Here is a 14,498-nt window from a genome sequence, read left to right as displayed (position 1 = left end):
TACAAAAGCTAAGTTAATATGTCAATTATATTCATCACTGCAATTACTGTGTTCATGTACAAAAACTATTAAATCGTCAGTGTAATAAGCAAACTTCTGTTTTTCTATTAAGAGTATTTTTGATAAAGTTATAACTTTACAGTTGCATTGCTATTTATGATTAATTAAAAAGTACTAAGAATAGTGAAAATAAATACCATTTTTGTGTAGTAACACTATGTTGATGCACTAGTAAGTAGGATGTAACCACAGGATATTTGAATCTACAAGATTGTAAAAGTTAAAACATGAGTTTGACGAACGAGATTACGGAGAAAGAAAGAGCAATCATTAAAAAAAATTATAGGCAATTACTAACATCTTGTAACCCAATGATGGAGGAGCAAGATGTGGAGTTAATTCGCAAAGCTTTAAATATTACTGTAGGTTCAGAGCAAGATCTGACGCGTAATGAAGCAGGGGAATTAAAGGTTATTGAGTCTTTAGAAGTAGCTTTAATCGTTGTCAATGAATTGGGACTTAGTCGTGTGGCTGTTATTGGTGCCCTTTTGTACGATGCTATTTTAGAAGGAACCATCGTTAATGAGGAAATAGAAAAGCTCTTTGGATCTCAGGTAGCAATTATTACCAGAGGATTAGTTAAGGTTGGAGAACTTTACAATAAAGGCACATCCATTAAAAATGATAATTTCAGAAAATTACTGCTCACTTTTGCCGAAGATATTCGAGTTGTTCTTTTGATTATTGCTAATCGTTTACGCACAATGCGTTCTTTGGCCTTGTATAACGATGAAGATCAACAACGCATAAGTAGTGAAGTTGGGTATTTGTATGCTCCTATGGCTCATCGTCTTGGTTTATACAACATCAAATCTGAAATGGAAGATTTGGTAATGAAATTTACCAATAGGGAAATGTATTCCTTTATTGCTAAAAAATTAAATGAAACCAAAAGAGCTCGTGATAAATACATTAAAGAATTCATTCAACCTCTTGAAGATAAGTTAAGCCAGTTGGGGCTTCAGTTCGAAATCAAAGGGCGAACGAAAACGATTCATTCTATCTACAATAAATTAAAGAAGCAGAATACCGATTTTGAAAATGTCTACGATCTGTTTGCCATTCGAGTGATTCTCGAGAGTGAATTGGAAAAAGAAAAAGCTGAATGTTGGCAAGTCTATTCCATTGTGACAGATAAATACCAACCCAACCCCAGTCGTTTACGTGATTGGATTTCTGTTCCCAAATCAAATGGTTACGAATCCTTACATACAACAGTGCTTGGTCCAGAGCAAAAATGGGTTGAAGTACAAATTCGTACCAATAGAATGAACGAGGTGGCCGAAAAAGGTTTGGCGGCGCATTGGAAGTATAAAGGGCAAAAGGGCGAAAAAGGAATGGATGAATGGTTAGCTAACGTTCGTGAGATTCTTGAAAATCCTGAATTGAATGCTGTAGATTTTATCGATGATTTTAAGTTAGATCTTTACGATGAAGAGGTATTTGTTTTTACGCCTAAAGGAGATCTACGTCGATTAAAAAAGGGGGCAACACTACTGGATTTTGCCTTTGAAATCCATTCTGAAGTTGGACGAAAGTGTGTTGGCGGACGCATCAACAATAAAAATGTATCCATCAAATATGTGCTAAAAAATGGCGACCATGTAGATATTCAAACCGCCAATAACCAAGAGCCAAAAAAGGATTGGTTAAAGGTTGTTGTAACGTCTAAAGCAAAATCGAAACTTAAGCAAGCTTTAAGAGATATAGAGTTTAAAGAAGCCGAAATCGGTAGAGAAATGCTGGTACGCCGTTTAAAGAATTGGAAATTTGAATTGACAGATCAGTTGTTAAATCAATTGGTCAAGAAATTTGCTTACAAAACGGTGCAGGACTTCATGCGAGCCATTGCTATTGATAAAATTGAATTTGCCAGAATTAAGGATTTTATCACTCAATCAGAAAAGAAGGATGAAGAGAATATTGAAGTAGAGAAAGAGCGTAGTGCTGAAAACTTTATTGCTAGTAACGACGAATTACCAGATGATGATGTATTAATGATTGATCGTAGCCTGACACACGTCGATTATAAATTGGCCAAGTGTTGTAATCCTATTTTTGGCGATGAAATTTTTGGTTTTGTAGCAGCTATGGGAGGCATTAAAATACATCGTAAATCATGTCCAAATGCTGTGGATATGCAAACAAAGTTTGGCTATCGTATAGTAAAAGCAGATTGGACCAGTGGGGCAGACACCAGTTATCAGGCTACTTTAAAGGTAACAGGTGTTGACGATATAGGCATAGTAACCAATATTTCACAAGTTATTTCCAAAGAAATGAAAGTGAAAATCAGGTCCATGTCCATCGATTCGCACGAAGGAGTGTTTGAAGGCACCTTAACTGTTTTTGTTGATAATACAAGTAGCTTAGCGACTCTTATTAAGAAAATTAAGAATGTTAAAGGGGTCTATACAGTTTCGAGGGTAGGAGCTTAAAGAAACTGATAATAAAGATTGATTTTTTATCCATTTAGAAGTAACTTTTTAGAAACATGTCTGACATTCTAAACTTTACTGCTATGGATGAAAAAATTATAACTTTAGTCGTTTTATCTTTCGAAAAAGCACACATCTTAAAATCGCTACTCGAAGCAGAAGATATAGAGTGTTTTCTTGAGAATACGAACCTTATTCAAGGAGCTGTTTCAACTGGTGTTAAGGTCAAATTATTTGAGTCATCTTTAGAAAAAGCCATGCAGGTGCTTGAAGGCATGATGCAAGATGAGTTGGATGTTGTTGAAATAGATAATATTCCTCCTCGGATATTGTTGCCGGTTGATTTTTCTGAATATTCAAAAAAAGCTGCTGAATTTGCTTTGGATTGGGCAAATGAGCTAAATGCTGAGTTAACTGTATTCCACACGTATTTTAACCCAATTGTAAGTACAATGCCATTTTCAGATACCTTTGCCTATGAGGTAAATACTGAGGAAATGGTAATGGAGTTAGAAGAGAAAGCTCGCGAGGGCATGGAATGGATGAAAGCTTTTTTAAATCTTAAAAATGAAAAGTTTGACAAACCAGTTTCTCTTAAAATGGAGTTGGTAAAAGGTATTGCCGAAGATGAAATTATAAAATACAGTCGGGCATACCGTCCGTTGGTTATAATAATGGGCACAAGAGGAGCCGACAGAAAGGCTGCTGATTTAATTGGTAGCGTTACAGCAGAAGTGATGGAAGGAGCCAAAGTGCCTGTATTGGCAATTCCTGAAAACTTTAGTTATACAGGTTTAGGCATGTTGAAAAATATATTGTACGCAACAGATTTTCAAGAGGCTGATTTTCGTTCATTGGAAAAATTAGAGAAGCTGATTAGGCCTTTAGACATGATGGTAACCTGTGGACATGTTAGTTCCAAAGAGCATTCGAAATGGGATGAAGTACGCATGGCAGGTTTAAAGGAACACATAAAGAGTAATTACAACGAAGAAAATGTAAAATGTGATTTAATAGAACATGAAGATCTATTTGTTGGTATTGAAGGATACGTGAATAACAATAAAGTGGATGTTCTGTCTTTTACACGTCGAAAAAGAAACTTAATCAACCGAATAATAAATCCAAATTTGGCTAAAAAGATGTTGTTTCACTCAACCACACCATTGTTAGTTTTTAATGATTAATTTGCTACTTTTAGACAAACATTTGCCTAAAAGTGAAAAGTAATCGTAAAATATATTTGAGAGCCGGCTTGTGTATAGTCGGCTTTTTATTTTATATGCAGGCTATTGCACAATATCCTGTTAGCGGCGAGGTGCTCAATGTTGACAATGATTTTAGTAATGTGGTGGTGCAGCTTAAAGAAAGCAATATTACTGCATCTGTAAAATTGCTTCCCAATGGAACGTTTTCTTCATCTTTGAAATGGAACAAAACTTACTATTTCACATTTATAAAAAAGGGTTATGTAAGCAAAGTAATAGAGTTCTCAACGCTTATTCCTCAGGGACTTAATACAAGCACAATTGAACCCTATTTTATGCCAGTTCGCTTATTTAAAACATTTGATGGTGTCGACACCGTGTTTTTCGAAAAGCCAGTAGCAAAAATTCGATTCAATAAAGCTAAGCAACGATCAAATGGGGAGCTTGGTGATTTTGAGCATGATATGGATTATTCGCTTCAGGTAAAGTATCGCATTGATAAAATGCGAGAAAAAGGAGAACAACAAAAAGATAATGCGAAGAACAAAGTAACTTCTACAACATCTGCGAAAACAACACCTGAGAAAAAGACGAGTTCGAATGTGACGATTGACTCAGCAAATAAAGAGGAGACTATAGAAAAGGATGCTGTAGCTTCTATTGAGGAGCTTAATGGTGCACCCGCACTTAAGGATAGTTATCCCGATGGTGAAACGATAGAGGAGTTTGTTTTAAGCAATAGAATTATTCATCGTCATGTTTTTATGCATAAGGAATACCGTCGTGTATTTTTATCGGTACAACACGATTGGGGAGGTAATTTTTATTTTATTGATGAGGCTCCGATTGGTTACCGTTGCATCTCTCAAGAGATGTTTACTTCATCCATAAAAAAATATAGACACAAAATAAAATCACATAAATGAGTTATATAAGAGGATTTGCAAGTGATAATAATGCAAGTGTTCATCCAGAAGTGATGGAAGCCATTGCGAATGTAAATAGTGGCCACGCAATTGGTTATGGAGGAGATTCAACCACTGAGGAAACTTTACGGCTTTTTAAAGATACATTCGGTAAAGACACAGAAACATTGTTTGTATACAATGGAACAGGTGCGAATGTCATCGCCATACAGGCTTTAGCACAATCCTATAATGCTGTTGTGTGTGCATGCACTGCCCATATCAATGTTGATGAATGTGGTGCTCCTGAAAAAATATCAGGATGTAAATTATTACCCATTGACACTGATAATGGGAAAATTACTGTTGAGGGTATAAAAAGGTACATGCATGGTTTTGGTTTTGAACATCATGCCCAACCAAAAGTGGTTTCAATTACGCAGGCAACAGAATTAGGAACAATTTATTCCCTTGAGGAAATAAAGGAAATTGCCGATTATGTGCACAGTTTAGGCCTTTATTTACACATGGATGGAGCTCGTATTGCCAATGCAGCTGTTGCTCTTGAGTGCTCTTTGGTAGATACATCAATTAATGCTGGTGTTGATGTTTTGTCCTTTGGAGGAACTAAAAATGGCTTGATGTTTGGCGAAGCCATTGTGTTTGCAAATGCTCAATTGGCCGAGAATGTAAAATATATACGCAAACAATCAACTCAACTTCATTCCAAAATGCGTTATACATCGGCGCAGTTTAAAGCATTGTTGAGCAATGATTTATGGAAGAAAAATGCATTACATGCTAATGCAATGGCTAAGTTGTTGGCTCAAAAAGTAAAAGGCATTGATGGCGTTCAATTAACACAGGAGGTTGAATCCAACGGTGTGTTTGCTATAATTCCGCATGAACTGATTGAACCCCTGCAAAATGATTTTTTCTTTTACGTGTGGGACGAGCATCGCTCAGAGGTGCGCTGGATGACCTCCTTTGACACTACAGAAAAAGATATTGAAGCTTTTGTTATGACCTTGAAAAGTAGATTAAAGTAAAGTGATAAAGCCATCGGATATAGAGTTGCGTAAGATTAAAACGGCCCTAATCGTGCCAATTTTCTTTTTACTTATAACCTTTTCATTAAAGCTGATTGAAACCCTTGAAGGATTTAGCTTGGTTGAATGGGGTATAAAGCCTTTGTCTTTGATTGGTTTGCCAGGTATTTTATTGGCACCCCTAGTTCACTCCGATTGGGAACATTTTTTCGCTAATGCGATTCCTTTATTTGTATTAGGAACGTCTTTATTTTATTTTTACAGAGGTATTTCTATTAAGGTTTTTTTACTCATTTACTTACTAACGGGCCTTTGGGTTTGGTTGGGAGCCAGAGATGCCTGGCATATTGGTGCCAGCGGAGTAATTTATGGTTTGGCAGCATTCCTTGTTTTTGGTGGATTTTTACGCAATTATATACCGCTCATGGCTATTTCTCTGATGGTTGTTTTTTTATATGGTGGAATGATATGGGGTATTTTTCCCTTTGAATGGGATGTGCCGTACTCCTGGGAATCGCACTTGTGGGGAACTGTAGCTGGAGGATTACTGGCCGTGTTTTATCGGAACAAAGGACCTCAAAAGCCTATTAAGGAATGGCATGATGAGGAGTATGATTACCCTTTTTGGGAAGTGGATGCTAATAGCGAGGTAGAAAAGTAAGGGATCGTACTAGTTGCAGTTAAGGACTACACTGCTTGTAACTAAACTGGGTTTAATAATGGAATTTGGAGAGATTCCATTGCTTGGGGGAGGGCGATTTGTTTCCATATTTTTGCTTTTTAAATTGTTACTGAAACAAATATGGTTATTGTACTTAAGCCCTCGAAAACAATTCAATGATTCCATCATCTTTCTCTACATACTAAATAAAGAAGCTATAGAATGTATTATTTTGTCATTGGTTGATAAAATGTGCGCTTTGATTGAAAAGAAAAGACGATGATTGGAATTAGCTTAATTTTGTAGTTGAATGAAGCATTTAAAAATAAAACGGAAAGATTTATTCATCCATATAGGGTGGTGGCTTGGTTATGGTTTACTCTTATCGTACCTCCCATTATTGATTATGGATGCAGCCGAAGCATTTGCTTTCGTCCTACGCACCTTAATTGCCAGTATAATTATATTTTATATTAATGCATATTGGTTACTGCCTCGCTACATTGCTAAAGGTTATTATTTTAAATACTTACTTGGTATTTTATTAACCATGCTCATAACCGGAGGAGTTTATCATCAAACGAGTGCCAAGTGGGGAGTGCGCTCAATGGAGCAATTACGAAGTGATAAGGATTGGGAGAAAACGATTGATAACGACCGCTTTTTAAGTGAAAACAAAGAGCTAATCTTCAAAAAAGAACATCCAAGATTTAAGGAACGACGTTTTTTGGGTTTTAACATGATGGGCGTCCCATCGTTTATTTCTATGTTGTTTATCAGTACTTTATATTGGATTTATAGCGATTCAAGGCAGCGCAAGCAAACGGAATTAAATTTAGTGAACCAGAACTTGGTAAACGAAATGAAGTTTCTGAAGTCTCAAATGAACCCGCATTTCCTGTTTAATGCACTCAATAATATTTACAGTTTATCCATGCTACACTCTGTAAAAACACCTGAGATGGTTCTCAAGTTATCGGCTATGCTACGCTATGTTTTGTACGAATCTGAAGACGTAAAGGTGAAATTGGGCAAAGAGGTGGATTATATTAAAAACTTCATTGAATTTCAACGAATTAAGATTGAGGGTATACCTAATATACATGTCGATATTGATAGAGCTGATCGAATGAAACTGATTGAGCCAATGTTACTGATTCCATTTGTGGAAAACAGTTTTAAGCACAGTAAAATTGAAGACACAGAGAATGGTTGGATTTCAATGACGCTCACGACTGAAGACAAGCATATCTGCTTTGAAGTATCCAACAGTGTGCCAAAGCAAAAGGCAGCGGCTGATAAAAATAGCGGCATTGGAATCGAAAATGTGAAGCGACGATTATTGTATTTATACCCCGATTGTCATTCTATTCGTATAAATATGGATGAAAGACAATATCAACTCAAACTCAAAATTGAATTAAAATGAAGGTGCGTTGTATCATAATAGATGACGAGTTTCCTGCTCGCGAATTACTTCAGAGTTTTATTGCAAAATTTGCCCATTTAGAATTAGTAGGCAGCTATAAGTCTCCTTTGGAAGCAATGTCAGTCATTCAAAAAGATGACATTGATTTGATGTTTCTTGACATTCAAATGCCTGATATTACGGGGATTGATTTTTTAAAATCACTGACCAAGAAACCATTGGTAATTTTCACAACAGCTTATGAAGAGTATGCTGTCGAAGGTTATAAATTAGATGTGTTGGATTATTTAGTTAAGCCTTTTTCGTTTGAGCGATTTATGCATAGCATTAATAAGGTAGGAGATCGTTTATCGTACAAAAATGTGGTAAGCGATTTTCAATCATTACCGCCTAAGGTTGAAGCGAAGAATTTTATGATGGTTAAGGCCGACCATAAAATCTATCGCGTTAAGTTTAAAGATATTCTGTATATAGAAGGGTTACGAGAGTATGTGACATTTTTCTGTGCCAACGAAAAAATTGTATCCTTGGAATCATTACGAAACCTGGAACAACAGCTCGAGAATCATGGATTTATGCGTGTACACAAGTCTTATATCGTTAACATTGAGAAAATTGCAGCTTTCTATGGCAATCAACTAAAGTTAGATTCTGTAGATAAATATATCCCCATTGGTAAATCGTTTAAAGAAGTTGTTAATAAGCGATTGGTCAATAGTTGATAAAACTTTTTAATTTTTCTATCAATTACTTAAATCAATACTCAACTGTTATCTATTTTTCTATTTTTGCCTTTGTAATTGCGTGGTAAACGATCATTGCAATACGTACCCTTTAACAAGAAATAGAAAAATATGAGTAACCCAATTAACACTTCAAATGAAGTAAAAAGTGACTTAGAGATTGCGCAAGCTGCAAAGATGCAACACATCACTAAGATTGCTGCAAAATTGAATATCCCCGAAGATGAATTAGAGTTATATGGTAAGCATAAAGCTAAATTGCCATTAAGCCTTATCGACAATTCAAAAGTAGATGGTAATAACCTTATTTTAGTAACGGCGCTAACCCCAACGCCTGCTGGAGAAGGAAAAACTACCATTTCAATCGGATTAACTGAAGGACTCAATAAAATTGGTAAGCAAGCAACAGCTGTATTGCGTGAGCCATCTTTAGGTCCTGTTTTTGGTATTAAAGGAGGAGCTGCCGGTGGTGGTAATGCCCAGGTTGTACCAATGGAGGATATAAATTTGCATTTTACGGGTGATTTTTCGGCCATAGAAAAGGCGAATAACTTATTGGCAGCCCTAATTGATAATAATATCCAGAGTAAAACAAGAAGTTTGCAAATTGACCCTAGAACGGTTGTTTGGAAGCGCGTAATTGATATGAACGATCGTACCTTACGCGATATTGTTGTAGGTTTGGGAGGTACGCCAAATGGAATTCCGCGTCAGGATGGTTTTAATATAACAGCAGCCTCTGAAATAATGGCTATCCTGTGTATGTCATCTGATATTGCAGACTTAAAAACACGCTTGGGAAATATTTTTGTTGGTTTTACATTTGATAAAAAGCCCATTTATGCAAGAGACCTGAACGCCCAGGGCGCCATGGCTCTTTTGCTTAAAGATGCAGTTAAGCCAAATTTGGTTCAAACACTGGAGGGTAATCCTGCCATTATACACGGAGGCCCGTTTGCCAATATAGCTCAAGGAACCAATACAATTATTGCCACTAAAATGGGACTTTCCTTATCGGACTATGTGGTAACAGAAGCTGGCTTTGGAGCTGATTTAGGAGCTGAAAAGTTTTTAAATATAAAATGTGTAGCAGGAGGTTTAAAGCCTAAGAGTATGGTAATTGTTGCTACTATACGCGCTTTGCGTCATCATGGAGGAGCTAGTAAAGATGAGTTGAATACCCCTAGTACTGAACGTGTAAAAGTTGGTTTTGCCAATTTAGCTAAGCACATTGAGAATGCTCAAAAATTTGGTTTAAATCCTGTTATTTCAATCAATAATTTTATTTCTGACACAGAGGAGGAAGTTCTATTGCTTCAAGCCTTATGTGAGGAGTTGGGTGTTAAGGCTGTTCCTACCAAAGCCTGGGCAATGGGAGGCGATGGTGCCATGGAGTTAGCACAAGCAGTTGTTGAAGAAATTGAAGGGAACAAGAATAACTTCAAGCAGTTGTACGACCATGAATTAGGAGTGAAGGAAAAAATTGAGACCATTGCCCGTGAAATATATGGTGCCGATGGGGTTGATTTTTCAAAACAAGCACTTACTGATATTAAAAAGATACAAAGTCTTCAATTGGACAAACTGCCTATTTGTATGGCTAAAACACAGAAGTCGTTTTCTGATAACGAAAAGCTTATAGGTCGTCCTACCGGGTTTACCGTTACCGTTCGAGAGTTTGAAATTGCTGCCGGAGCAGGGTTTATCATTCCGATTTTAGGTAAAATGATGCGTATGCCAGGTTTGCCATCTGTACCAGCCTCAGAAGGTATGGATATTGATGATGACGGTATTATTACAGGTTTATCGTAGATGAACTGAAAAGTATAAAGCATAAAAAAAACCTCGCCATTAGCGAGGTTTTTTTTATGCAATTATTTGTACTTGAAATAAGTAATTACTTTTCAGCAGGTAATTCTCTTAGTTTCAATTTATCACCAGCATCTTTTACAATGGTATTGTAATATTCTTGTGAGTATCCTGGGAATGAAGCATGCTTAGGATTACCATGCTCATTACGTAAGAATTCACCGTCAACCTCTTCGTGTAAGTTACCATCGTTGTACTTAACCAATAAGAACTCACCTAATTGACGCCATCTTTCTGTTACTAATTCGGCCTGATTCATTGAGAAGTCAGTTAAGAATTGACGAGCTAACTCAGGGCTTTGATCATAAAGAGCCTTGGCAGATTGATCGATAGCACTTGTGAAAGTGGTTAAATTATCTTCTAATTCTGTTTGTACTTTCTTAATGTCTTCAATCATGTGGCTATAACGACCATAGGCTTGATTACTAACAAATGTGAACACCCAAAATGAAGCATCCCACGAGAAGTTCAATAAGTCGCCATTACCTACCGCCAAGCAGTTAGGAACATCGGTCATACCAGCATACATTGGCATGTAAACACTAGATGCTGCATCATCAACACCAAACCAAAGGATACCACCAATATGAGCTGGCAACCAACTACGCATTTGAGCCACAAAAGAAAAACCTGTTTGCTGTGTTGCAATGGCACGTTCGTTAAAGTACTTTTCACCTTCTACTTCCCATGTAAGCGGACGGAAACGGTAAGGTTTGCTGTAAGGACCAGCACCAGCATCTTTAGTCATGTCAAGTGGAGTTCCTTCGTAGTGATCGCGCATAATGTTCATCACATCGCGGTGCGAAATTTTACGATCAGGTTTAATGAATAAAGGCATGCGCTCACGAGAATTACCCTGTGCGTACTCAACATACTGACCCATGTCAGCTGGATTCATAATGTTAAAAGCACTCCAAACACGTGCGTCACAAAAGCGTACAGCACCAAAGTCAAGTGGAGCATAGGCGTCAGCAAAGCTAAAGTTCTTGTTCTTACCATTGAAATAACCTTTTTCTCTAGCGAAAGAAATAACATCTTCAGAGTAAAGGCAGTTCTCTTTATCTTTTAAAGGAAAAGTAGTAATACGTGCTTGGTTAGCATGAGCAGAAACGTATCCATCAGGAATTTTAACAGCTACCCAAACGGCACCTTTATTATTTTCGCCTTTACCAATCATTTCCATTACCCATACTTCATTGGCATCAGCAATAGAAAATGATTCGCCAGAGCTGTAATAACCATATTCAGCTACTAAGTCAGTCATAATTTTAATGGCTTCGCGAGCTGTTTTAGCACGCTGTAGCGTAATGTATATTAAGCTACCATAATCAATTAAACCCTTGCTATCACGTAGCTCAGAACGACCTCCAAAAGTTGTTTCAGCTATGGTTAACTGATGTTCATTCATATTGCCAATAACCGTATAGGTTTGTTTGGCTTGTTTAATTTCACCAAGGTACTTGCCGGTATCCCACTCATTTACCTTAAGCATTGTGCCTTCGGGGTATGAGGTAGCGGGCCAAAAATAAAGTTCACCATATAAATCATGTGAATCGGCAGCATAAGAAATTATGGTTGAACCGTCTACCGAAGCATTTTTAGTTACCAAAACATTGGTACAAGCATTAGCCGTGGAAATATTAAGCAGCAAAGCTGCAGCACCAACCAATGCGAATAATTTTTTCATCATATCCTATTTATTATAAATGTTAGTTCTGACACAAATATATAAAATCCGGTGTATTAGAAAGTGGGTTTTGTCATGTTTCATTTAATCACTTATATCTTAATATTAACTTATGATGGAAGATAACATATTCGCCTTTGAGTTTGCGTTTTACTATCATTTTCACTTATTTGCTATGGTCTTACAGGGGGAAAATGGAAATAAGAGACGAGCTTATTAAAGCATTAGACTATTCTGAGAGCATTGTTATTCTAACAGATGAGCGTGGAATGATCCGTTATGTCAACAAGACATTTGTTGATAAGTATGGGTATTCCGAGGCTGAGGTTATGGGAAAGAACCCACGTTTGTTGCGCAGTGATTATCACGATGATGTTTTTTATTCTCATTTGTGGTCCACCATTAGAAACGGAGAAACCTGGCGTGGTGTTTTCAAAAACATTAGCAAAACGGGTCAGGTTATTTGGGAAAAGGCCATTATTAGCCCGGTTAACAATGCCAATAATGTTCTTACTGGCTATATTGCTGTTAAGGAGGATGTCACGCATCAGCGCGAATTGGAATTAAAATTAGATAGAGATGCTCATTTCTTAGATAATCTATTTGATAATTCTCCCGTTGGTATTGCTATTCTTCAGCCCATTTATAATAAGTATGATATCGTTTCTAATTACCGTATAATAAGAGCAAACCCATCGGCTGGTACGGTGGTTGGTCGATTGGGAATAGTTGGTTTAAGCCTAAGTGACGTATTGCCATCGGAGCAAATGGAAAGCGAGCGATTAAATCTGATGCTTACTCGGAAATCGTCCTTTGAATCTCATTTAGATGCAAGTGGTAAGTTTGTTCGTTACCGTTCTTTTCCTTTTGGAGAAGATAATGTGTGTTTGTTTTTTTATGATGTAACACCTTATCGACAAACAATTGAAGCTTTGGAAGCCAGTGAAGAACGATATTTTTCCTTAGTGGAAGATGCTCCTGCGCTTATTAGTCGTTTTGATAAAGATGGTGTGTTAATCTATGCCAACGAACAATATTGTAGAACGTTTGAAACAGATAATTCTGAATTGATTGGTAAAAGTATATTTGATTGGTATTCGCCCGATGACAGGGAACGTGCCATGCAAATAATAAACGGCTTATCGGTTGAGAACCCTATTAGTGTGGTTGAACATCCTATTATTTTAAAAAATGGCACAAAAAAATGGATGAGATGGCTCGATCGTGCCTTAGTTGATTCAAGCGGTTCTATTTTTGAATACCAATCGGTGGGCATGGATCTTACACCCTTAAAACAATCCGAAACAGAGCTTTTAGAGCATCGAAATAAACTGGATGCAGTGATTAATAGTACCGTTGCTGGCATAGGTGTGGTATCGCCAAAAGGGAGTTTTGTGTTGGTAAACGAACGTTTTAGACGTATGTTGGGCTTCGATGGAAAAGATGATATGTATAGTTGTTCATATCTCGATATTACTCATCCAATGTGGCATCACGAATCAGAGTTGAAGTTTACACAACTATTGGCGGGTGAGATTAAAGATTATAACCTGGAATGTCAGTTTAGCAAGAAGGATGGCACTAGTTTTTGGGGTGATTTACATGTATCTCCCATAAAAGATGTTGATGGTCATATTATTGAGATAATTGGTATTGTAACGGATATTGATAGTAAAAAGGAAATTGAACTCAAATTAAAAGAACGTGAAGTTAAACTTAAGGAGCTAAATGCGACCAAAGACAAGTTATTCTCAATTATAGCGCACGACATTAAAAATCCTTTTAACAGTATTTTGGGCTTTACGAGCCTGTTAAAAAATAACCTGGATTATTATACAAAAGAGGAAATTAAGGAGTACGTTGATCAAATTGCCCTAAGTAGCGAAAACGTTTATAAATTATTGGATGACTTATTAGTTTGGGCTAAAAGTCAGCTGGGGCAAATGAAGGTTAGTCCTCAGTTTTTTAGAGTGAAGACCATTATTGACAGTGCTTTTGATAATTTTGGCGTGTTGGCTCAAAATAAAGGTATACACTTGGTAAGCGACGTTGATCAGCAAATAGTTATGTATGCCGATTTAGACATGCTGAAGTTTGTTGTGCGTAATTTAATACATAACGCAATTAAGTTTACTCAAGCGAATGGTGAAATAAGGTGTTCATCTTGGGAGGAAGGAGCTTACATCGTTTTATCTGTACGAGATACTGGCATAGGTATTAAAGCTTCTAAGTTAGATTCTTTGTTTGAGATTACTAGCTATTTAACCACTACTGGAACAGCAGAGGAAAAAGGTACTGGGTTGGGCTTACATTTGTCCAAAGACATGTTGAATAAAAATAAAGGCCGCATTGAAGTGAAGAGCGAGGTAGGCAAGGGAACGGAGTTTTTATTGTATTTGCCCATGAACGAAAATAGCGCCAATTAATTAATTGACGCTATCTATATTGT

At 36.9% G+C, this 14,498-nt stretch carries 10 protein-coding genes; 9 read left to right on the top strand and 1 reads right to left on the bottom strand.

Annotated features, from left to right (window positions below):
• Positions 1 to 287: 287 nt before the first annotated feature.
• The 8 genes from FNN09_RS09895 (at position 288) to FNN09_RS09860 (ending at position 10,305) form a co-directional block, all read left to right on the top strand.
• On the top strand, positions 288 to 2,498 hold the full coding sequence (locus tag FNN09_RS09895) for a bifunctional (p)ppGpp synthetase/guanosine-3',5'-bis(diphosphate) 3'-pyrophosphohydrolase (protein ID WP_143302010.1): 2,211 nt from the start codon (positions 288 to 290) through the stop codon (positions 2,496 to 2,498).
• A 56-nt stretch (positions 2,499 to 2,554) separates the two neighbouring features.
• Positions 2,555 to 3,685 (top strand): universal stress protein, encoded by a 1,131-nt coding sequence (locus FNN09_RS09890; protein ID WP_255434080.1) that lies wholly within the window; start codon positions 2,555 to 2,557, stop codon positions 3,683 to 3,685.
• 32 nt (positions 3,686 to 3,717) lie between these two features.
• On the top strand, positions 3,718 to 4,632 hold the full coding sequence (locus tag FNN09_RS09885) for a hypothetical protein (RefSeq protein WP_143302006.1): 915 nt from the start codon (positions 3,718 to 3,720) through the stop codon (positions 4,630 to 4,632).
• Complete coding sequence (locus FNN09_RS09880) at positions 4,629 to 5,660, top strand: low specificity L-threonine aldolase (protein WP_255434079.1); 1,032 nt, start codon at positions 4,629 to 4,631, stop codon at positions 5,658 to 5,660. Before FNN09_RS09885 ends, FNN09_RS09880 begins: the two co-directional genes overlap by 4 nt.
• A gap of 1 nt (position 5,661) precedes the next feature.
• On the top strand, positions 5,662 to 6,321 hold the full coding sequence (locus FNN09_RS09875; RefSeq protein ID WP_143302004.1) for a rhomboid family intramembrane serine protease: 660 nt from the start codon (positions 5,662 to 5,664) through the stop codon (positions 6,319 to 6,321).
• A gap of 310 nt (positions 6,322 to 6,631) precedes the next feature.
• On the top strand, positions 6,632 to 7,750 hold the full coding sequence (locus FNN09_RS09870; protein ID WP_143302003.1) for a sensor histidine kinase: 1,119 nt from the start codon (positions 6,632 to 6,634) through the stop codon (positions 7,748 to 7,750).
• Entirely contained in the window at positions 7,747 to 8,472 is a 726-nt protein-coding gene (locus FNN09_RS09865) for a LytTR family DNA-binding domain-containing protein (protein WP_143302001.1), read from the top strand. Before FNN09_RS09870 ends, FNN09_RS09865 begins: the two co-directional genes overlap by 4 nt.
• Positions 8,473 to 8,604: 132 nt before the next feature.
• Positions 8,605 to 10,305 (top strand): formate--tetrahydrofolate ligase, encoded by a 1,701-nt coding sequence (locus FNN09_RS09860; RefSeq protein ID WP_143302000.1) that lies wholly within the window; start codon positions 8,605 to 8,607, stop codon positions 10,303 to 10,305.
• Between the two features lie 85 nt (positions 10,306 to 10,390).
• On the opposite strand, the gene FNN09_RS09855 is transcribed toward FNN09_RS09860, so the two are convergent.
• The gene (locus tag FNN09_RS09855; RefSeq protein WP_143302067.1) at positions 10,391 to 12,049 is read right to left on the bottom strand and encodes a dipeptidase; all 1,659 of its coding nucleotides are present in this window, start codon (positions 12,047 to 12,049) and stop codon (positions 10,391 to 10,393) included.
• A gap of 194 nt (positions 12,050 to 12,243) precedes the next feature.
• On the opposite strand from FNN09_RS09855, the gene FNN09_RS09850 reads away from it, so the two are divergent.
• Positions 12,244 to 14,475 carry a PAS domain S-box protein gene (locus FNN09_RS09850; protein ID WP_143301998.1) on the top strand — a complete coding sequence of 744 codons (2,232 nt, stop codon included), beginning with the start codon at positions 12,244 to 12,246 and terminating at the stop codon, positions 14,473 to 14,475.
• The last annotated feature ends 23 nt before the right edge of the window (positions 14,476 to 14,498 follow it).

The sequence above is a fragment of the Carboxylicivirga sp. M1479 genome, assembly GCF_007097485.1.
Taxonomy (GTDB): domain Bacteria; phylum Bacteroidota; class Bacteroidia; order Bacteroidales; family Marinilabiliaceae; genus Carboxylicivirga.
Note: the sequence above shows the minus strand (reverse complement) of the source record. Positions and strands in the feature narration are given on the sequence as shown.